This window comes from Calothrix sp. NIES-2098, assembly GCF_963875125.1.
Lineage (GTDB): Bacteria > Cyanobacteriota > Cyanobacteriia > Cyanobacteriales > Nostocaceae > Aulosira.
The window spans coordinates 4991695-5011615 of the sequence record NZ_CAWNKJ010000001.1; the positions used below are offsets into that span (position 1 = coordinate 4991695).

Annotated in this window: 19 protein-coding genes; 8 read left to right on the forward strand and 11 right to left on the reverse strand. The window is 41.0% G+C overall.

The features are described 5' to 3' along the window. The first annotated feature begins 155 nt into the window (after positions 1-155). Positions 156-1472, forward strand: coding sequence for a PrsW family intramembrane metalloprotease (locus AACU33_RS20935; protein WP_096590476.1), 1317 nt, complete (start codon positions 156-158; stop codon positions 1470-1472). Positions 1473-1514: 42 nt separating this feature from the next. Here AACU33_RS20935 and AACU33_RS20940 read toward each other — a convergent pair whose 3' ends face one another. From AACU33_RS20940 to AACU33_RS20965, 6 genes are all read right to left on the reverse strand, one after another. After that, positions 1515-2339 (reverse strand): ABC transporter permease, encoded by an 825-nt coding sequence (locus tag AACU33_RS20940; RefSeq protein ID WP_096590477.1) that lies wholly within the window; start codon positions 2337-2339, stop codon positions 1515-1517. Continuing rightward, positions 2340-3113 (reverse strand): ABC transporter ATP-binding protein, encoded by a 774-nt coding sequence (locus AACU33_RS20945; protein WP_096590478.1) that lies wholly within the window; start codon positions 3111-3113, stop codon positions 2340-2342. It abuts the gene before it with no gap. A 274-nt stretch (positions 3114-3387) separates the two neighbouring features. Continuing rightward, positions 3388-3762 carry a hypothetical protein gene (locus AACU33_RS20950; RefSeq protein ID WP_096590479.1) on the reverse strand — a complete coding sequence of 125 codons (375 nt, stop codon included), beginning with the start codon at positions 3760-3762 and terminating at the stop codon, positions 3388-3390. Continuing rightward, positions 3759-4091 (reverse strand): DUF5674 family protein, encoded by a 333-nt coding sequence (locus tag AACU33_RS20955; RefSeq protein WP_096590480.1) that lies wholly within the window; start codon positions 4089-4091, stop codon positions 3759-3761. Before AACU33_RS20955 ends, AACU33_RS20950 begins: the two co-directional genes overlap by 4 nt. Positions 4092-4255: 164 nt before the next feature. Then, entirely contained in the window at positions 4256-5320 is a 1065-nt protein-coding gene (locus tag AACU33_RS20960) for an ABC transporter substrate-binding protein (RefSeq protein ID WP_096590481.1), read from the reverse strand. Between the two features lie 33 nt (positions 5321-5353). After that, on the reverse strand, positions 5354-5824 hold the full coding sequence (locus AACU33_RS20965) for a tetratricopeptide repeat protein (RefSeq protein WP_096590482.1): 471 nt from the start codon (positions 5822-5824) through the stop codon (positions 5354-5356). 292 nt (positions 5825-6116) lie between these two features. Here AACU33_RS20965 and AACU33_RS20970 point away from each other — a divergent pair, with 292 nt between their 5' ends. The 3 genes from AACU33_RS20970 to upp all read left to right on the forward strand — a co-directional run bounded on the left by AACU33_RS20970 (position 6117) and on the right by upp (position 9442). Next, on the forward strand, positions 6117-7376 hold the full coding sequence (locus AACU33_RS20970) for a GTP cyclohydrolase II (protein ID WP_096590483.1): 1260 nt from the start codon (positions 6117-6119) through the stop codon (positions 7374-7376). Positions 7377-7440: 64 nt separating this feature from the next. Beyond that, on the forward strand, positions 7441-8715 hold the full coding sequence (locus tag AACU33_RS20975) for a URC4/urg3 family protein (RefSeq protein ID WP_096590484.1): 1275 nt from the start codon (positions 7441-7443) through the stop codon (positions 8713-8715). 82 nt (positions 8716-8797) lie between these two features. Continuing rightward, positions 8798-9442, forward strand: coding sequence for a uracil phosphoribosyltransferase (upp, locus tag AACU33_RS20980; protein WP_096590485.1), 645 nt, complete (start codon positions 8798-8800; stop codon positions 9440-9442). Between the two features lies 1 nt (position 9443). On the opposite strand, the gene AACU33_RS20985 is transcribed toward upp, so the two are convergent. Continuing rightward, entirely contained in the window at positions 9444-10382 is a 939-nt protein-coding gene (locus AACU33_RS20985; protein WP_096590486.1) for an ABC transporter permease, read from the reverse strand. Positions 10383-10435: 53 nt separating this feature from the next. Further along, entirely contained in the window at positions 10436-11476 is a 1041-nt protein-coding gene (locus tag AACU33_RS20990; protein WP_096590487.1) for an ABC transporter permease, read from the reverse strand. 236 nt (positions 11477-11712) lie between these two features. On the opposite strand from AACU33_RS20990, the gene AACU33_RS20995 reads away from it, so the two are divergent. Beyond that, positions 11713-13923: an HDIG domain-containing metalloprotein gene (locus tag AACU33_RS20995; RefSeq protein ID WP_096590488.1), complete on the forward strand. Its 2211-nt coding sequence runs from the start codon at positions 11713-11715 to the stop codon at positions 13921-13923. 15 nt (positions 13924-13938) lie between these two features. On the opposite strand, the gene AACU33_RS21000 is transcribed toward AACU33_RS20995, so the two are convergent. After that, positions 13939-14646: a haloacid dehalogenase type II gene (locus AACU33_RS21000; RefSeq protein ID WP_096590489.1), complete on the reverse strand. Its 708-nt coding sequence runs from the start codon at positions 14644-14646 to the stop codon at positions 13939-13941. A 738-nt stretch (positions 14647-15384) separates the two neighbouring features. On the opposite strand from AACU33_RS21000, the gene AACU33_RS21005 reads away from it, so the two are divergent. Both AACU33_RS21005 and AACU33_RS21010 read left to right on the forward strand, forming a co-directional pair. Then, entirely contained in the window at positions 15385-15885 is a 501-nt protein-coding gene (locus AACU33_RS21005; protein WP_096590490.1) for a sterol desaturase family protein, read from the forward strand. Between the two features lie 676 nt (positions 15886-16561). Continuing rightward, positions 16562-17335, forward strand: a complete 774-nt coding sequence (locus AACU33_RS21010) for a hypothetical protein (RefSeq protein WP_096590491.1) — start codon at positions 16562-16564, stop codon at positions 17333-17335. A 16-nt stretch (positions 17336-17351) separates the two neighbouring features. Here the strand turns inward: AACU33_RS21010 and AACU33_RS21015 are convergent, their stop codons facing one another. Beyond that, on the reverse strand, positions 17352-17582 hold the full coding sequence (locus tag AACU33_RS21015) for a hypothetical protein (protein ID WP_096595331.1): 231 nt from the start codon (positions 17580-17582) through the stop codon (positions 17352-17354). Positions 17583-18251: 669 nt separating this feature from the next. On the opposite strand from AACU33_RS21015, the gene AACU33_RS21020 reads away from it, so the two are divergent. Next, the gene (locus AACU33_RS21020; protein WP_096590492.1) at positions 18252-18857 is read left to right on the forward strand and encodes a pentapeptide repeat-containing protein; all 606 of its coding nucleotides are present in this window, start codon (positions 18252-18254) and stop codon (positions 18855-18857) included. 73 nt (positions 18858-18930) lie between these two features. On the opposite strand, the gene AACU33_RS21025 is transcribed toward AACU33_RS21020, so the two are convergent. Further along, entirely contained in the window at positions 18931-19710 is a 780-nt protein-coding gene (locus AACU33_RS21025; protein WP_096590493.1) for an ABC transporter permease subunit, read from the reverse strand. Between the last annotated feature and the right edge of the window lie 211 nt (positions 19711-19921).

Below are 19921 nucleotides of genomic sequence, written 5' to 3' on the forward strand. Positions count from 1 at the left end.
ACCCTAGTGGTCTTTGCCATTAATTTTTGATGAGTTTATATGTTAGGGCTTTTACCATAACTACGAGTGGATAGATACTGAATTTTAGCTTAAGGTGATGTTAGTAACGCTCTGTCTGCTTTATTACTGAATTAATAACAAATTACTTTAATATTATGGAACAGTCAGATCCTAGAGAATTTGCCCGCCAGGGAAATATAGAGGCGATCGCAGTTTTAGTTAACCGCGCACTGCAACATCAAAGAATTACTAGTAAAATTAACCTCAAGGATGGCAGGCTGCAAATATTACTAGCATCTGACATAATTCCAGATGAGCAAGCATCAGTCAATTTGATTCGCAGGGAGTTACAACTTCTCAATGCAGACTTTGCTAAAACTGTGAGAATCTATGGGCGAGAACTAGGTAGCGAAATTCCTGCTTGGGTGCAAGAATTTCCTTTAAAACCAATATCAACCAATCCCCCTGAGATCGCCAGTCTGCAATCTTCAACTACTAAACCTAGCATTAGTTCACCTCGTTCTTCAGTTGACTTTCTCAATCAACGTATCGACGCCCTAGAGTTTGTCCAAACACTGCGGACTTTTCGCTTTTCTGCGGTTGTTCCTTATCGAGAAGCCCTAAGTCCAGCTTTGTATGGTCATAACAGTGTGAAACTGCTGCTTTTCTTCGGTTTATTTCCCTTAGCAGTCAGCTTTATTTTCAGCCAAATAGGTTTTACAGTCGGCTTGGAACAAACTGCTTGGGTGTTGGGAGTCTATTACGCTTCAATTTGGGGAGTTGTTCTGCAAAACTTGATCAGACCCAAACATTTTTCTTGGCGTGAAATATTGAAATGCGTTCTGTTCACAGTATTTGTTGGTATTCCGCTGTTGTTATTTATTCAAAAAGTTCCGGTATTTAGCTTTCTCTACGCTGCTACTGATTGGGGATTTATTCCGCGGTTGATTGGTTTTGTCTTGGGTGTAGGCGTTCTAGAGGAAGTATGCAAGGCGCTACCTATTTATCTATTCTTTGTGCGTGTTGGTAAATTGAGCGACCCCCTGACATTAGCATTTTACGGCACCATGTCAGGACTGGGATTTGCAATTTCCGAAGGGGTTGTTTACTCTGTGGTTTATGCCTTCGGTTTAGTGAAAGGTGACATTGATTTTGGTGCTTACGTTTTAACTAATACAATTCGCTTTGTTTGCTTACCTTTATTTCACGCTATTTGGGCAGGAATCGTCGGCTATTTTCTCGGATTAGCCTCGATTAATCCTTCCCGCCAAGTTGCTATTATTGTGATTGGCATAGCGATCGCAGCTATATTACACGGTCTTTATGATACATTTTCTGGCGGTTTCCTAGGTCTTGCGGTCATGGCATTTTCTATTCTGCTATTTGTTGCTTATCTCCAGCACAGTCAACAGATGATTGAGGATTTGAAACAAGCAGAATTGGGTAGAAGCGATCGCGAAAATAATTCGTAATTCCTCTTCAAAGATAGTTTCAACGAATTAGGTAAAGCGTTTCTAGTTTTCATTTTTAACGGCGCTTTCGTGCCATTTACTTAATATAAAATCGGATAAAGCACTCAAGCTGATAAAAATTAAGACTCCTAAAGCCGTTGTCAGGAATAATGCTGCGAACATTCGGGGGATTTGTAGGTTATAGCTGGAAATGAGAATGCGATAGGCGATACCTGATTTTGCGCCACCTGTCCCAGCGACAAATTCAGCGACAACTGCACCAATTAAAGCCAAACCCCCACTAATTTTTAATCCCCCTAAGAAGTATGGCATGGCACTGGGTAAGCGCAGATACAGTAGAGTTTGCCAACGAGAGGCTTTGTAGAGTTGGAATAAGTTGAGCAAGTTGCGGTCAACGCTGTTGAGTCCGAGGGTAGTGTTGGAAACGATGGGGAAAAAAGCAACTATCCAGGCGCAAACTACTAAGGCGGCAAAGGTGTTATTTTTTAGCCAAAGTATTATTAAAGGTGCGATCGCTACTATCGGAGTTGTCTGTAAAATGACTGCATAGGGAAATAAGCTGCGTTCAATCCATTTACTTTGAGTAAACAATATCGCTATCAGTAAACCAGAAATAGCAGCAGCAATAAAGGCAAAAACTGTGATTTGTAGAGTAATTAATAATGAAGAGAAAAGCTCATTCCAGTCATTAATCAAGGTTTGAAATACTAAGATCGGCCCTGGAAGTATATAGGGAGGTAAATGTGTCACTCGCACTAAAATATCCCATAACACCAATACTAAAATCCCCACGAATACTGGTGCCCAAACATCAGTTGATAGTAATTTAGTAGGTTTCTTTTGCAATTGTGGACGACGGGTAAACATTCAAAATTCAGTATTGTCAGAATGATTCATAGCTACCGCTAGCGACTGGGAAACTTTGCGGCAATATTCAATATACAAAGATGAGGTACGAAAGGCTTCAGTGCGGGGGTAAGGCGCATCAATTTCTATCTCTGCAACTATTCGTCCTGGATTTATCCCCATCACCAGCACGCGATTTGATAAGTATACCGCTTCGTAAATATTATGAGTGACAAAAACTACCGTCCACCGATGTTGCTGCCATAAATCTAGTAAATCGCTGTTGAGTTTGCTGCGATTAATTTCATCTAACGCCCCAAATGGCTCATCCATTAAGAGAATATTTGGCTGAGTCACTAAAGCACGAGCAATTGATACTCGCATTTTCATCCCCCCAGATAACTCGCGGGGGTAGCAATGTGCAAACTTTTCTAATCCTACTAATGCTAATGTCTGCTGTACTAAGTAATTCGCATCTTTTTGGGGTACTTTCGCCAGCTTTAGGGGGAGGCGGACATTTTCTCTCACCGTTGCCCAAGGCATGAGTGCCGCGTCTTGAAACACAAAGGCGAGTTTTCGTGCTTGTGGCGAAAAACCCCAATCAATACTACCAGAACTCTCTCGTCCCAGTCCGGCAATTAATCGTAGCACTGTACTTTTACCACAGCCGGAAGGCCCAACTAAGCTGACAAATTCTGCTTCTGGAATAGCTAAATTTATGTCTTGCAGGGCAACAGTGCCATTAGTGTAGATTTTGCTAATGTGATTGAGTTTAATAGCGGGAAGGTTATTCATTATGGAAATATCGAAGCCAATTCTTTTTTTACTGTTGTCTCAATTGGCGATTTAGGGATTTGCCGCTTTTCTATTACCCCATAGGCTATACAAGAGCTGCTGTAGAGTTGATGCGGGTTGGCAAACAACTTAAGTCATTGAAGACTGCTTGATTTCGCAATATGAACTGATATATTTGAGCGATTGCTTCTTTCATTCCTGTGGCTGCGATCGCTGAAATTTTCAGTACAATTTCGCTATTATAAGTGTTGGATAATCAACAATGGTAAATCAGTTAAGCACTCAGTGACTTAGTTTCTGTACTTGATATATCCAAAACCCGACACAACCAATCTTGTATTTGTCCAGCAGCAACTTGCTTTTGTTCATCATCAGACCAGATGTTATCCCAATTAAATAACCAACGAGTCAAAACACGACCCAAATCAACCAATTCTGCTGCTTGGTCAATATCGTCTGCTGTCACCATGTCGGGGACAGTCCATTCGATAAAATATCTGCTTTCTTTGACTAGAGCCATTATTAAGTCCTGGGAAGAGTCTTGAGTCCACAAGGAATTAATTTGTGATAGATGTGTAGCTAGATGATGCAAACGAGTGGGGACATCATCTTGTACAAAACTTTGTTGTTGTGGTGTCAATTCAATCATAAATTTCCCAGAAACTCGTTAATCAGTTGAGCAACCCTTTCTCTAATAATAGGGTCTAAAATTTCCATTGAACGATTCTGACGCGGGCGCAGGTTGACAATTGATTCAAAAATAATCTTGCCAGTAGCAGGCATAAAACTTGCTGCCCAGATATTTTCCTGGCGGCTACCATCTTGTATTAAAGCTTGTTCGCAGTCATAGTGCATATCACCACCACCAATCAACACTCTACGCTCCAGATCAACCGCAAGTTTCACATAAAACTTGTGTTGTTGGAGCATTTGCTCAAGTTGTTCACCAGTAGCACGCTCACGTAATAGCAAAATCAATTAACTGCCCTCACTTAATTTTATGTTCTTCGTCTTCAGTTACTCATAAATTTAGATTTACTTTCTAAGTTGTTAGTAAGACAGTAAACTTGTTTTACTTCATAATGCACAATTCTGCTGTCAATTCATATCTCAGCAGATTAAGAAACGCTATAAATTACTATCTATGATTTGTAATAATCTATACCTTGATTCACAAATTGCAAGGTAAATGCATCTTTATAGTTAACATGAGGCTGAGAAAGTCCGGTATTTACCATGCTATCGAATAGCGATTTCCATCTTGCGTCGGTCATTGCCCCAATACCGAGTTTTTCGGCTTCCCCAGATAAGATAATCCCATATTCTTTAAGTTTAGGAATGCTATAAGCTAGCTGCTCATCTGTCATTTCTGGATTATCTTTTTTGATTAATTGATTACCTGGTTGGGGATTTTCTAAGTAGCTGTACCAACCTTTAATTGAGGCGTCAACAAAGCGTTGTACTAAATCTGGATTTTTTTCTACTAATTCTTTCTTAGTCTCTATAGTCGTTGCGTATGCTGGATAACCATAATCTGCTAGTAAAAATACTATCGGCTTAAACCCACCTTGCTTTTCAATAGCGAAGGGTTCGGATGTGATGTAGCCTTGTTGTGCTGAGGTTTTATCGGCTAGAAATGGGGCAGGATTAAAGTTATAAGGACGTTTTTGTTCGTCACTAAAACCATACTTAGCTTTGAGAATTGGCCAAAAAGTAACGTTAGCAGCAGCAGAGACATAAATCGGTTTGCCTTTGAGATCGGCAAGACTTTTAATTGCTGTGTTGGGATGGGAAATGATACACTGGGGGTCTTTTTGAAATATTGCCGCTACCGTGATTTTCGGAATATTTTGTGCTATTGCATTTATGGCATCAACGCCATAACCCATGAAAAAATCTACTGCTCCTCCCATCAATAACTGGGTTCCACTAGGTACTTGGGGTCCACCCATTTTAATAGTGACATCCAGACCGTAGTTTTTGTAAATTCCAGTGGCGATCGCCTGATAAAATCCGCCGTGTTCTGCTTGGGCAATCCAATTTGTACCAAAGGTAACTTTATCTAACCCTGAATTAGTAGATAATTTTTGGTTGCTATTAGCACAGGCGGCAATCAAACTGCTACCAATACTGATGCAACTATACTGAATAAACTGACGGCGACTAAGGCGATAAATTGCTGTTGATGGAGATGGAGAATGATTCATGGAAAAAGATAACGCTCTTTGAGTTGTGATGTTTTAGCTGATTCTGAATGTGCATTCTAGAATCAACTTTTGATTCACCACAGAATAAGGTTGAATTAGTAGAGCGCGTTGAAAAGCTTGGATTGCTTCCCGATACTTTCCTAATGCGGCATAACACAAACCCATACCGTGAAGTGCGCCAAAATGTACGGGATTGAGATTAATAACCATCTGACAATCTGCTAAGGACTTTTGATAATCGCCAATGCTGTAGTAAAGAAAAGCACGACGATTCCATGCCTCGGCAAAATCTGGTTGTTCTGTAATTAGTTGGGTTAGGACTTTTTCGGCTTCAGTAGTTTCACCTGCATCTAACAACTTTTGACTGTGGTCAATTTTCTCCAACCCGTAAATTCCTTTTTGCTGAAACCAGATGCGCCATATTTTTTTAGTTGCTTGCTCCCGGATTGCAGCATTGGAGTTTTTCAAATCTTCAAGTAAAGAGTTGATAGATAAAGAATCCATAAATTAGGTCTAGGTAAATGTATTTATATATCAACTTTCGCACAAAATTCTCTACTTAGTCATTTTTAAAGTTAACTTTAAATTCTCTTTTTAAAATTCCAAAATGGGCAATTTCCGTGTTGTTATTTTTAGGTATTGAGTAATACTAGAAGTACGGGTTTCAATATGTAAATTCATGGTTAACTAGCTCTTAGTACATCATAAATTTAAAAATAAAAGCCAACTGTTGGTAGTTGACAAACCCCTATTGACTAATAGTTGATAAAAACATCACAAAACAAATAAATTGACTATGCCAAAGCCAAATAGTGTCTCCAGGCATATTGTTCTGACATCCCATCCCCATAGTTTTGGCCCCAAACCAATCCCCATTAGCTGGGGAGCCGCCGATCCCATGCAACGCGGCCCGATTATTGCCACGTTGACTAAGCAAGCGCACCGGAATGTAATTGGCACTCATTCTGGTAGTTATGCTGTGTATCGCGCTCTAGCGGTGGCTAGCGGTGCTTTACAGTCAGATCATCGCGCCGATCTAACTAACACATCTCCTGTCACCCATATTGGCCCCCATCCTAGCTGGGGCGATCTCGATAAAATTGTTTCCCTTGACCCGTTTGGGGCAGTAGCTAGTGAGGTGTTTGCCTCCTATTACGCCCAAGGATATGACATCCGCCCAACGATCGCCATTACTCAGGCGCACATTAATATGCCGGAATTGCAAGACGCGGTGGAAAAAGGGCGGTTGCAGGTTGATGGCAAAATTATGAAACCTGGTGGCGATTTGGTTGTCACTAAGGCGGCGATTGAGCCAGTGTGGTATTTACCGGGAATTGCCAAGCGCTTTGGCATCGCAGAAGCAGATTTACGTCGCGCTTTATTTGAACAAACTGGGGGGATGTTCCCCGAATTGGTGACACGTTCTGATTTAGAAGTATTTTTACCACCGATTGGGGGTGTAACTGTTTACATTGTCGGTGATGTTGCCGCGATCGCCGATCCGCATAAACCCTTAGCGGTACGGGTACATGATGAATGCAACGGTTCTGATGTGTTTGGTTCTGATATCTGTACCTGTCGTCCTTATTTAGTACATGGAATTGAAGTCTGCGTACAAACCGCACAAGAGGGAGGTGTGGGTGTAATAGTCTACTGTCGCAAAGAAGGACGCGCCTTGGGAGAGGTGACGAAATTCTTAGTTTATAATGCCAGGAAGCGCCAAGAAGGAGGCGATCGCGCTGATGCCTACTTTGCCCGGACAGAATGTGTAGCGGGAGTCCAAGATATGCGCTTTCAGGAGTTGATGCCCGATATGTTGCATTGGTTGGGTATTACCCGTATTGACCGCATGGTGTCGATGAGTAATATGAAATACAACGCCATTACCCAAGCGGGGATTGAAATTGTCGAACGGGTGCCCATTCCAGAGGATTTGATTCCTCAAGATGCACGGGTGGAAATTGAGGCGAAGAAAGCGGCTGGTTACTATACCACAGGTGACGTGTTAGATGGTGAGAGTTTGAGTGAGGTGAAGGGGCGAGATTTGGAAGGGTAAAGTGGGAAGGATGAAGGATGAAGTTTTATCCTTTATCCTTCCAAGGTGTATCAGGAGGTGAAGGATGGAGAAACGTAGACGCGACAGCGGCTTGCCGCAGGCTACCGCCAAGACGCCAAAAACGCCAAGGGAGGAAGAGAGGTTAGTTGCATATCTTCGTTCGCCGGAGGCGATTCGGGAACGGTGTGGGCAATTGTGTTCTTGGGTGTGTGAGGGTAAGTCAGAGAATTTTGTGTGTGATTTGACGCAGTTGGGGAGGGTTGCGGATTATGTAATTGAGGTGATACGCGGAGAATATCCGAATCTGGATATTCCGTTTCATAGTCGGTGGCGACATTTTGAAGTTGGAAGTGTGCAGAGATTAGCTAAGTTGGATAATTTGTTGGCTGATCTGTCGGCGGTGGAGAAGGCGGCAGCTAAGTTTGATTTGGTAATTGTCAGCGTGTTGTTGGATGCGGGTGCTGGGGATAAATGGCATTATTACGAGCAGGAAACTGGTTTGAGATTGGGGCGTTCTGAAGGGTTGGCGGTGGCGAGTTTCCAGATGTTTTGTCAAGGTAATTTTGCGAATGAGGGTTTACCACAGGTTGATGCTTTGCGGTTACAAGCATTAACTGAGGCAGAATTAGCTACAGGGTTTCAGGTAAGTTCGGAAAATCCTTTGGTGGGAATTGCGGGAAGGTTGAATTTATTACAAAAGTTAGGTCAAGTTTTACTGGCTTCACCCCATCTGTTTGGAGATAACAATCCTCGTCCGGGGAATTTGGTTCGTTATCTGTTGGGTAAGTCGGAAAATGGGGAGTTAGCAGCTAAAACTGTATTAAATGCCGTGCTGGAAGGGCTGAGTGATATCTGGCCGGCAAGATTAGAGATAGCTGGGGTAAATTTGGGCGATGTATGGCAACATCCAGCTATTGGCGATGATGGTCTAGTACCTTTTCATAAGCTATCTCAGTGGTTGACATATTCTTTATTAGAACCACTGCAAGAACTTGGGTTAAAAATTACCGATCTAGATCGACTCACTGGTTTACCAGAATATCGTAATGGCGGCTTATGTCTCGACTTAGGACTCATTAGTGTGAAAAATCCAGATATTTTAACTTCGTCTCACTCAGTAGCATCGGCAGTTATAGTTGAATGGCGAGCTTTAACGGTAATTCTTTTGGATAGAATCGCTGCTACAGTCCGCGAAAAGTTGAGTATGAGTACCGAGGAACTACCATTGGTGAAAATCCTCCAAGGGGGAACTTGGACAGCTGGGCGCAAAATCGCCGCCCAACTCAGAACAGGTGGTATACCCCCCATACAAATAGAAAGTGATGGCACGGTATTCTGATTGAACAGTGGGGATAAGGGGGATGAGGAAGAAATGCCCCATGCCCAATGCCCTATTCCCAATGACAAATGACAAATGACCAATGACAAATGACAAAAATCAAGTAACGTTAATTGAACATCCATTAATTCAGCACAAACTAACGCTAATGCGGAAAGCTGAAACTAGTACGACGAAATTTCGTAACCTCGTTAAAGAAGTTAGTTTGTTGTTGGCTTATGAAGTAACGCGGGATTTACCGCTGAAATACGAAGAGATTAAAACACCACTTGCACCAATGAACGCGCCTGTGCTTGCGCCTGATAAAAAGCTGGTGTTAGTTTCGATTATGCGTGCGGGACAGGGCATTTTAGATGGAATGTTGGAGTTGATTCCCTCAGCAAGGGTGGGACACGTGGGTTTGTACCGCGACCCGAAAACTCTGATTCCTGTGGAGTATTATTTTAAGGTTCCATATGATGTAGAGCAACGAGACATGATCGTTGTCGATCCGATGCTAGCAACGGGTAATTCTGCGGTGGCGGCGGTGGAAAGGTTGAAATCTACTAATCCGTTATCGATTAAGTTTGTCTGTTTACTCGCTGCACCGGAAGGGATTCAGCATTTCTGCGAGGTGCATCCCGATGTACCCCTGTACACGGCTGCGATTGATGACCATTTGGACGAACACGGCTATATTATTCCCGGATTAGGTGATGCAGGCGATCGCTTATTTGGTACAAGATAAATTAGTCGGAGTGCCGATTTTCTCTAAAGTAGGGGGTGCCTAAAGCTTTGGGTGGTGTAGATTTCCCCGCTAATCCCACTAATGCCAATAAAGCGATCGCATAAGGTAGCATAACTAAAAATTGGTAAGGGATATTTACACCTAACGCCTGAATTCGCAGCTGTAAAGCTTCTGTAGCGCCAAACAGCAAACAAGCTAAAGCACTATATATAGGATGCCATCTGCCAAAAATTAAAGCGGCGATCGCAATAAATCCCTTACCAGCACTCATCCCTTCGGCAAAGAATCTTACCTGTACCAAAGTTAAATAAGCACCGCCTAAACTCGCAAGACAGCCACTAATTATCACAGCGATATACCGGACAATTTGCACGGAAATTCCCGCCGTATCAGCAGCTTTAGGAGATTCCCCCACAGCCCGCAATGTTAATCCAAAGCTAGTTTTAAATAAAATGTAAGTAGTCCCAACAACTAATATAAATAGCAAATATACTAAAATATCTTGCTGAAATAGTAGCGAACCTAGCAAGGGAATATTAGCTAAACCAGGAATCGTAATTACCCCAATTCCCGGTAATTGCTGTGTACTGCTACCGCTAAATACCAGCCTTGCCAAAAATGATGTTAACCCAGCAGCGACAAGATTAATTGCTAACCCAGATACTAATTGATCGACGCGCAAAGTTACACACAAAAAAGCATGGAGTAAACCTACTAATCCCCCAGCAATCAAAGCCGCCAGAAGGCCAAGCCAAGGATTACCAGTGTAGAAGGTGGCAGCAGCACTCGTAAAAGCGCCAGCGAGCAACATCCCTTCCAAGGCGATATTTAACACACCCGACCGTTCCGAGTACAATCCACCTAGGGCAGCAAATCCTAAGGGTACAGCTAAACGTAAAGTAGCTACCAAGTAATCAGAGAAAAAGTTGAGATTATTCATAAAGCTATTTTTAAACGCAGAGAAACACAGAAAAATCTTTGCGAACCTCTGCGTTAAACCTCCGCATCCCTTTGCGTTTCTACTCTTAGTTCCCTTTCCACCGCCAGGCTGACAGCAATAAACAACACCGTCAACCCCTGAATCGCGTAAACCACAGTCACCGGCACACCTGCACTTCGCTGCATTACATTTGCACCACTGCGCAGCGCCGCAAAAAACAAAGAAGTCAATACTACACCAATAACACTACCACGACTTAAAAAAGCGATCGCAATTGCATCAAATCCATAACCAGGAGAAACTTGTTCAAATAGCCGATATTTCAACCCCATTACCTCACAACTCCCCGCCAAACCAGCTAACCCCCCCGCTAACGCCATCACCAACATAATTGTCCGTTCAACAGGCATCCGAGCATAACGGGCAGCAATGGGGTTAAATCCCACTGCCGTAATTTGGTATCCTAGGGGCGATCGCACTAATAACACCCATAAAATCCCAGCGGCAATTAAAGCCAATAAAATCCCAGCATGGGCGAGACTCTGCGGTAAGATAATCGGTAGTTGTGCTGATTTGGCAATTAGCGGCGAATAAGGGCTAGGCGCACCTGGAGCCATCAAGGGATTTTGTACGAGGTAACTAACTAAATTCACTGCAATATAGTTGAGTAACAACGTAGTAATTACTTCATTTACTCCCCGTACTGCTTTCAGATAGCCAGGAATCCCACCCCAAACTGCGCCAAACAGAAATCCTACTAAAAGTGCTAAGGGAATATGAATCAGACCAGGTAATCCTTGCACATATAACCCAATTAAAGTACTTCCCAACGCACCGAGATAAATTTGTCCTTCCCCACCAATATTAAATTGCCCAGCCCGCAATGCAACTAACACTCCTAAACTGGTGAATAATAGCGGTGTCATTTTGGTGAGGGTGTTACCAAATCCAAAGTAAGTAGAAAGAGATTCTTGAAATAAAGCTGTGTAGGCGGCGATCGGATTCGCCCCAGCAAATATGATGAGGATAGCACCGACGATCAGGGCACAAGCAATCGCAATTAGCGGTGATAGGATTGGTAGCAGAAATTTCATAGAATTAGTTGCGATCGCTATGTGATGTTATTTGCACTAAACGTTACCGAACAGTTCTCAAAATTGTAGATAAAATAGATTGGTCAGTGGTATAGATATCGCCCAATTAGACTTGACAAGCAGGATAATGGCGTAGTTTTTGGGGGTGATGTTTGAGTTTATTTCGTAAGTCTGACAGGCAAACTGCACCCAAGAGTAGGCGATTGCATTTGAAAAACCGTCTCTATTCTACTGGGATGTTTTTGCTTGTCGTATTATCGCTCTCAAGTGGACTAGGCTACCGTTTTTATGACCAACCACAATTGGATGTCGGTAAGATAGCTCCTCAAACGCTTATCGCACCGATTTCAGCCCGTGTTGAAGATGTAAAAACTACCGAAGAAAAACGCCGGGAGGCTCGTAGCGGTGCTTCAGCAGTATGGGTTGTGGATAAACAAGTGAACGAGCAAATTCACCAAAATCTCCAGCACTTATTGATGCAAGGCGGTAAAATCCGGGAGAAGCTGGGCAATTTCCCGTTTGTGAAGACTTCAGTATTATCCACAGCCACGCAAACTTACCTGCGACAAGCACCAGAACCCGAATGGCAGAAAGTATTGCAAACGTTGGCGAAAAATAGCAATCTGACTGGCTTAAATTCTGCGCAACAGCAAGCTATTAAGGAACTGCGAACTTACCGAGATTCTTCTCAATTATTAAAAGCGATCGCCTCTTCCCGTCAACGCTATACTATCACCCTCAATAGTCTGAGCGAAAATGAAACGCTTTATGATGCTACTTTCTTAAACCTGTCTGATACCGAGTGGCAGAAAACTCAAATCCAGGTACGTCAAGCTTTAGACCGAATGTTAGCTCAGGGTATCTATCCAGGATTATCCAAAGATAACTTGAACTCTGCGATCGCGATGCAGGTAAGTGTTTCTGTTCCCAAAACTGCACAACCTTTAGCACAGCGATTGTTATCAAAGGTAGTCGATGCCAATTTAATTAAAGATATCGAGCAAACTAAGCAAATTGCCGAAAAAGCAGCACAAGCAGTAGAACCGACGATAGTCAGCATTCAAAAAGGTGAAGTTATCGTTAGGGCTGGAGAAAAAATTACTCAGGCTGATTTTGTATTGTTAGACCACTTTCAGTTGAGCCAACGCGGTATCGATTGGTTGCATCTGATGCGCTTTACTTGGTTGGTGGGTTTGGCAGTGGTTATTTTCAGGCTAGTAGAACGACGGCTTCAACTCAAATTACGAAATAACGATTATATCTTGATTCTGCTGCTGACTCTCAGTGCGCCGTTACTCATCATCTTGACCAAATCATTAACAGGTTTACCCGCCATTGGTTTGCTTCTGGGTAGCTTCTACGGTACTGCCATTGGGGGTACTGTGATGGGGTTACTGACGATATTGCTCTCAATTGGAACCGAACTTAGCTGGCATGATTTAATAGCTAGCGCCGCGGGTGGAATTCTGGGCGGCTTGATGGCGGGACAATGGCGATTTCCCCCTAGGGAAGCGCTGCGAACGCGCGAGGAATTAGCTACCTTGGGAATTTTAATTGGGTTGACGCAGGGATTGGTTTACCTGTTGGCAAATACTGCGATCGCTCCCCTTTGGTATGCTGTTCTGGGTACAGCAGTCCTCAACGGTTTGGCAGGATTGATTTGGAGCATTTTAGCACTAGGGTTAAGTCCCTATCTAGAAGCTTTATTTGATTTAGTTACACCAATTCGTTTGGCTGAATTGTCCAATCCCAACCGACCTTTGTTAAAACGCCTAGCGAATGAGACTCCCGGAACTTTCCAGCACACGCTATTTGTCGCCACTCTCGCAGAAGCCGCAGCACGGTCATTAAATTGTAATGTGGAACTGGTGCGGGCTGGGGTTCTGTATCATGACATCGGTAAAATGCACGACCCACTAGGATTTATTGAAAATCAAATGGGGGAAGCCAATAAACACGATGTTATTAATGACCCTTGGAAAAGTGCGGCAATTATCAAAAAGCACGTCAGTGAAGGGTTGGTAATGGCTCGTCATTACAAGCTCCCTAGCGCTATTCAAGCATTTATTCCCGAACATCAGGGGACTATATTAATTGCGTATTTCTACCAAGCAGCACAGCAACAACAAAAACATAATCCAGACATTATGTTGCACGAATCAGATTTTCGCTATGACGGCCCCATCCCCCAGTCTAAAGAAACCGGGATTGCCATGCTGGCTGATGCTTGTGAGGCGGCGTTACGTTCGCAAAAAGATGCCACCCCAGAAGCAGCACTGGCTATAGTAAATAAAATTCTCAAAGCCCGTTGGCAAGATAATCAATTAGTAGATTCAGGGCTAACACGACAAGAAATGTCCCAAATTGCTCATATTTTTGTTCAGGTTTGGCAACAATTTCATCACAAAAGGATCGCCTATCCGCAATTAACCCCTAGCAATCAATAGACATTTAAAGCAACACTATGAATAACTAACCCCTATACTCAAAACAGCTAGAGTATGCAAATCTGGAACTTCTAAATCGGGTTGAGCGACTACTGGTAAATTAGCACCGATACCTTCTTTACCTGCTCTCCGATTTACCCAAACTGTAGATATTCCTAAAGATTTTGCTGGAACAATATCGTGATAAATACTGCAAGCAACGTGTAATATTTCTTCTAATGGTTGGTTAATTCTCTCAATTGCAACTTTAAAATTGTTGAGAGATGGTTTGTAACTTTTTACTTGCTCTGCTGTAATAATCCAGTCAAATTCAACTTCTAAAACTTGGGCAGAGAAGGCAAATAAATTGTCATCTACATTAGAAATAATTGCTAGCTTATACTTCTGTTTAAGAGCTTTTAGCGCCTCAACTGTATCTGGAAAAGGTTGCCAATGCTTAATAGAATCAGCAAGGGCATACAATTCTTCAGCAGTAGGAGTAAATCCAAAATATTCACCAAACTTTTCCACTACTCTTCTGAGGACTTCTCTATATTTTAGATATTCTCCTTGCTGAATTTCTGCCTCAAATTCAGCAAAAAGTTGCAAAAGTCTTTCATCATCTAAATTATGCTTGTGGTTAGATAAAAGTGGCTTTAACGCTGCTAATATCCCACTTTCCCAATCAATGAGGGTGCCGTAACAATCGAAGGTTAAAACTTGGGAATGCTCGAAGTTAATCAATTTCTCTACTCCACCTTAAGTTAACAGTGTTCGGTAGTTTCTTACCTAAAACTTCAATCTGCCTTAATTTTATTAACCAAAATTTAATATTAAATTAATTTAATAATTTAATATCCTAATTCTAAATTTTAAAATAACTGTGAATGAATTTGTCAAAGATTTTTGTAATTAACACTCTAATTTAACTAGGCTACTCTCACCTGAGAGCCTACATTTTGCCTAGTTTCCAGCGTTGCTGTGTATGGCTTATTCATAGCGCAAAGCCTATTGTAGTTTAGCAGTATTCCTGTTGCTGCTATGCTGAAAATTTTCTTAGAACTTCTTAACCTAAATTTGTACGGTTTTTAACTCAACCTTTGCTAATCCTGTAAGCCTGAATAAGAAGATTGTGAAGTCAATATGCTAAAATACGGTATTCCGATTGGAGTTTAGATGTATTTGTGTCATCAACCCAGAGCAAAAGTTAAGATTCAAGGCTATTACAGGTCGCTGTGCAATACTTTCAGTCCATTAGATTCAGAACATATAACTTTCTAAATTGCTGATTTTCTAAGCAATACAAGTGCGGTGTAGACCGACAAATATAAATACAAAAATTTAGAGGACACTGCTTTGCAGGGTTTCCTCAGAAGCACTGCGCAAAGAAAAGCTAGAACAGTGTTCCTAGCGTCTACATCTAAAGCATGACATCTGCATTTTTTTCTTTGGAGTTTTTTTAACTAGATGTGAGGAGTACAAATGCTTGAGGCTATCGCTGTTGCTTGGCTATTATTATTTTTTGGTGATTTCCTTTCGACTTTCGTTTACCACGTACCCGAGCATGTTTTTGGTAGCCTCCACCTGAAAACGCACCATTCTTGGAAAAAAGACTTCCGTCATTATGCTATTTTGACGTTAAATCCCCAGGTTTTATTAGATGGTATTCTGGGTGCATTGCCTTATTTAGTAATGGCAATAATTTTGTGGTCTTTCTCTCCAATTGGTGTCATTTCTGGACTACTATTGGGTCAGTTTCATGTGTGGTGGAGACACATCAGTGTTTTAGATTGGCAAACTCCAAAGCCTGTGACTATTTTGTGTCAGATTTTATTTATCACTACTCCTGAGAGACATTGGTTACACCATCAAAAAACTAATCAGGGTTTCGGTGATATTTTTACATTCTTTGAGCAACCTTCACTCATTTGGTTGCGTTGGTTACGCCTGCTGAGGATTCGTTTTCGTTACTCGCGTATCTAGCAGAAGCTAACATTTAACGCTACATCCAAGATAAACATAAATAAATGCAAGTAAAAATCAATGAATATCGGTGTTTATTTGTGTTTATCTGAGTTTAGCCAGTGTTTAAAACTGTAGAGCATCAAAACTGCTACTCTGTAAGATCTCAGTAGTATAACTAGCGTGATACTTATAAACAATAGCAGTCTGGTCTTGTCTGCTATCCGCATTCGTGGTACAAATTCGGCAGTGGATGCTCGCTGTTTGCAGTCGGGAATGTTAAAGATAGAAAAAAGTTTAATACTAAGTTTTATTGCAAAGTTCAATAACCTCTTCCAACTAGGGATTTGGTATGGGTTATAGATTAGCATAATTAATATTTTTTAGATAAATAATTAATAAAATATATACTGCAAATCGCAAATTCTAAGTTTCTCACAAGAAATCATTATTGATATAAAAGCTTTTAATTTCAATATCAAATATTTACGAATAAGTTCAGTATAAGTACTGAACAAAGTGTTGATTTTATTTGGCATAAGAAGTCCGGATTTATCAGATTGCTCTTGAAGAAGTAATTAGTAATATAGGTGAAATCCACCTGTAAAGAGTTCTGAATCAGACAATTTTGATTTCTGAATTCTCTACAGCCGTGAAATCACACACTTAACAAACCAGGGTAGTAATTTGGTTGGGTATGAAAACGATAAATTCAACAGATGACATCACTTTAATTCATCAATATATTCAAGGTGAAACTAGGTTTTCATTTAATCAAAATTTACGTATAGAAGCAGTAGCAGAGACAATACAATTGTTAACTAAAAACGGCTTCTTACTCGCTACGATAAATTTAAAAAGTCAATCTAAATTTTTTCTAGTACGACAAAACTCAAATTATTGGGAATTAATCAATCAGGTATTGCTAGAAAATAGTTTTATGCCTAGAGGTAAAAGCGATAATGGGTTGATGCGGTATGAATATTACCCTTTACCTGTAGGCTACCAAATGTATTATACAGAAGCGAGACAATTATGGAAATTGTGGCGTTCTCAAATGAATCAGAGAGCGAACAATACTACACAATTGGATTTACTTGTTTTTGATGGAGATACTTTCCATAAAATTCAAGAAATGGCATTTTGTAGGGAAAGCGTATATATCAAAACTACTTTTAATGAAATATTAATAGAAAACTGCGATCGCGTGCTTTGGATGAGTTCAGCATTAGCACAAACAGAACCGACAACTGTGATTCAAACAAATACTGCTGATGAACATATCCAGGCTTGCGAACAGTTAGCGTCAACGCCTGCAATCACAACTAATAATATTGTGAATTTCTCCGAAGGCAAACTTTATATCCAAACACCCGAAGGTGAAATTGTAGTTGAAGGTTCCAACCTCAAATTCTCATTCACTCAACCTCGATTACCAAATATCATTCCCCAAGCAGTAGGAGTGAAGTAAAGAATTAGGAAAGTTGCTATTTCTCATCATCGAAGCATACACAAGGACTGTCAATTTCCTTTGTAGGTTGGAATGAATTGCAGAAAATAACGGTAGAACAATTAACCTCCAATTCGTCTGGGTGATTACACTCCATCACTCCTGTAACATTGCTAGCAAAAACACAGTCTTGGCAAATAGTTTGATGTGGCGATGGCTGGGAATACTCTTGACTTAATTGATATTGGTAGTTGATAGAGTCTGACATAAGCCAAAATCCTATTTCAAACGGATAAATAGTTTTATGCAATTCAGCTGCAAGAGTGATGGAAAAGCTAAGGTATGGGATGTATAGCCTTTTAGCTAACATCAAAAATTGCGATCTAGGCTTCGTCAAGCCCTTCGGTCTACGTTATCTACAGGTGTATCCTCTGAACAAGGAAGTTCGCTGAGGTCTGCTTTCACGATAAATAATGATGCTGCTGAAGTGACCTTATTTTATCAAGAAAGGCAGAAGGCAAAAGGTGAGTCAGACTGTATGAAAAAACTCGGCTAGAGATAAATATCCGTGTCCCCGTGTTATTATATATTTCCTCTTGCTGGAGAATTGCTATGAGATAGGAATTTTATCTCCATCTTCTTCAAAAGAAGATTTTTCTCTGCTAGAGTATTTAATTCTACTTAACCGATCGGGACTAGAGATAAATCAAGCAGTCAATGATAACCATGACTTTTTCTGATATATCAAATTTCTCTGACTTATGTCAGCATTTTTTGGTCAAAAAAGCCCTAGAATGCTGATTTTTCGCTGTTGACTGATTTTTTCTAAAATTATTGCTGATTAACTAGTCGGTTTATCTTCTTTTGGGGTGTACGCTCGATATACAGTAACTCTCACAATAGACTGTTGCCATAATTTACACCTTGAGGTAATACCATGAGAAATTATGCTGACAAACAGGACTTCATATTCAGTCAAAGTAGGGATTTCAGCGGATGTGACTTAAGCGGAATTGACCTGAGAGCAGTTGATTTGAGTGGTGTTAACTTTTTCAAAGCAGATTTGCGTGGTGCAAATCTCTGCGGCTCTATCCTCACGGGTGCTAACCTCCGTGAGGCGAATCTCATAGAAGCTTCTTTATCCGAAGCTAACTTGATTGATGCTGATTTAACGCAAGCAAACTTATGTGGAGCAATATTATGGCGATCGCAATTTAGTGGTAGCAATCTGACATCTGCTTCTTTATGTGCAGCTGATTTCAGCGAAGCTGACTTAAGTGAAGCGAAATTGATTGAAGCATCTCTGATTGAAACAAAATTAGTCCGAGCAAATCTTGCAGGAGCAAAGCTATGTGGCGCAAAGTTATTAGAAGCAAATTTAACTGATGCAAATTTAATTGGTGCAGACCTAACATGGGCAAATTTAACAGAGGCTAACCTGACTGAAGCCAGGCTTTGGGGAACAAAGATGATTCATACAAAGCTGGTGGATGCGATCATGCCTGACGGTACGATTCAGGAACCGCAATTTATATTTCTGTAATTATGGGTGAATCTATCTCGTAGTAAGAACTTTAGTCTTTTTCAACGCTAAAGTTCTTACTACGAAATCTATTTTAAAACTCTCGGCGTGAAAAAATTAATATGGCGATCGCCAACAGCATGGAACTATAAAGTAAGCCATAGCCAGCATTAGCAATCAATGCAGTTGTTCCAGGTAGTGCTTGCATTCCATAGACAGCATGGTTTTTGAAATCTAGCCTAGATAAATCGGGCAAAATTAGATATAAAGCTTGAGTCAGGTGTTCGATGCTGGGGTTGCGGCTCAGACGACCAAATTTTAATAAATCTTGCGATATATTGCCCATTAAATAAACGGCGAAGGTTAAAACTACCGCTAACAAGGAACTGGTAAACGAACCAAACCCAACAGCCACAGCAGTAATTAAGGATATCTGCAAGAATAAGAAAACAACAGCAATCAAAATGCTATTGATGGCATAAGGAATATGCCCAATTTGTAAAAATCCCAGATAAATCACCGTCATAATAGCGATCAGTACAGCTAGCACGGCTGATAAACCTAAATATTTACCAGCGATAAATTCACTGCGGCTGATCGGTTTGGCAATTAATACCAAAACAGTGCGTTTTTCAATTTCTTTGTTGACCAATCCAGTCCCAACAAATACAGCGACAATTAAGGCGATAACACTCATTAAAGCTATACCAAAGTCTAAAAATATTTTGGCTTCGCTAGTAGCTGCAAATTCTGGTAGGAGGCGAATAGCGGCGGCAAGTATCAGCGTGTAAAAACCTATGATATATAAAATGCGATCGCGTATCACTTCCTGAAATACATTGCTGGCCATGACAAAGAGGCGGCTAAAATTCATCATATATTTAGTACCTAGTAATATATATTGATGATTCAGTTTCACGCTAGGTAGAAACTGAATAAGAAATATCTACGACCAAATTCTAAATAAAGAATCTAATTTTGTCTCTACCGGAATTCTCGGTTAGAGACAAGCCGCAATTAAATTCAGGGATTGCCAGAGGATAAATTAATCAATAAAAACCGAGAATTCACACTTTAACCAGATA

What these genes read in the sequence shown, in the direction of transcription:
- AACU33_RS20965 (WP_096590482.1), bottom strand. Translation starts at nt 5,824, where the DNA reads ATGGATTCTTTATCTATCAACTCTTTACTTGAAGATTTGAAAAACTCC.
- AACU33_RS20940 (WP_096590477.1), bottom strand. Translation starts at nt 2,339, where the DNA reads ATGTTTACCCGTCGTCCACAATTGCAAAAGAAACCTACTAAATTACTA.
- AACU33_RS20945 (WP_096590478.1), bottom strand. Translation starts at nt 3,113, where the DNA reads ATGAATAACCTTCCCGCTATTAAACTCAATCACATTAGCAAAATCTAC.
- AACU33_RS20970 (WP_096590483.1), top strand. Translation starts at nt 6,117, where the DNA reads ATGCCAAAGCCAAATAGTGTCTCCAGGCATATTGTTCTGACATCCCAT.
- AACU33_RS20960 (WP_096590481.1), bottom strand. Translation starts at nt 5,320, where the DNA reads ATGAATCATTCTCCATCTCCATCAACAGCAATTTATCGCCTTAGTCGC.
- AACU33_RS20975 (WP_096590484.1), top strand. Translation starts at nt 7,441, where the DNA reads ATGGAGAAACGTAGACGCGACAGCGGCTTGCCGCAGGCTACCGCCAAG.
- AACU33_RS21010 (WP_096590491.1), top strand. Translation starts at nt 16,562, where the DNA reads ATGAAAACGATAAATTCAACAGATGACATCACTTTAATTCATCAATAT.
- AACU33_RS21020 (WP_096590492.1), top strand. Translation starts at nt 18,252, where the DNA reads ATGAGAAATTATGCTGACAAACAGGACTTCATATTCAGTCAAAGTAGG.
- AACU33_RS20990 (WP_096590487.1), bottom strand. Translation starts at nt 11,476, where the DNA reads ATGAAATTTCTGCTACCAATCCTATCACCGCTAATTGCGATTGCTTGT.
- AACU33_RS20985 (WP_096590486.1), bottom strand. Translation starts at nt 10,382, where the DNA reads ATGAATAATCTCAACTTTTTCTCTGATTACTTGGTAGCTACTTTACGT.
- AACU33_RS20995 (WP_096590488.1), top strand. Translation starts at nt 11,713, where the DNA reads ATGTTTTTGCTTGTCGTATTATCGCTCTCAAGTGGACTAGGCTACCGT.
- AACU33_RS20935 (WP_096590476.1), top strand. Translation starts at nt 156, where the DNA reads ATGGAACAGTCAGATCCTAGAGAATTTGCCCGCCAGGGAAATATAGAG.
- upp (WP_096590485.1), top strand. Translation starts at nt 8,798, where the DNA reads ATGACAAATGACAAAAATCAAGTAACGTTAATTGAACATCCATTAATT.
- AACU33_RS21015 (WP_096595331.1), bottom strand. Translation starts at nt 17,582, where the DNA reads ATGTCAGACTCTATCAACTACCAATATCAATTAAGTCAAGAGTATTCC.
- AACU33_RS21005 (WP_096590490.1), top strand. Translation starts at nt 15,385, where the DNA reads ATGCTTGAGGCTATCGCTGTTGCTTGGCTATTATTATTTTTTGGTGAT.
- AACU33_RS21025 (WP_096590493.1), bottom strand. Translation starts at nt 19,710, where the DNA reads ATGAATTTTAGCCGCCTCTTTGTCATGGCCAGCAATGTATTTCAGGAA.
- AACU33_RS20950 (WP_096590479.1), bottom strand. Translation starts at nt 3,762, where the DNA reads ATGATTGAATTGACACCACAACAACAAAGTTTTGTACAAGATGATGTC.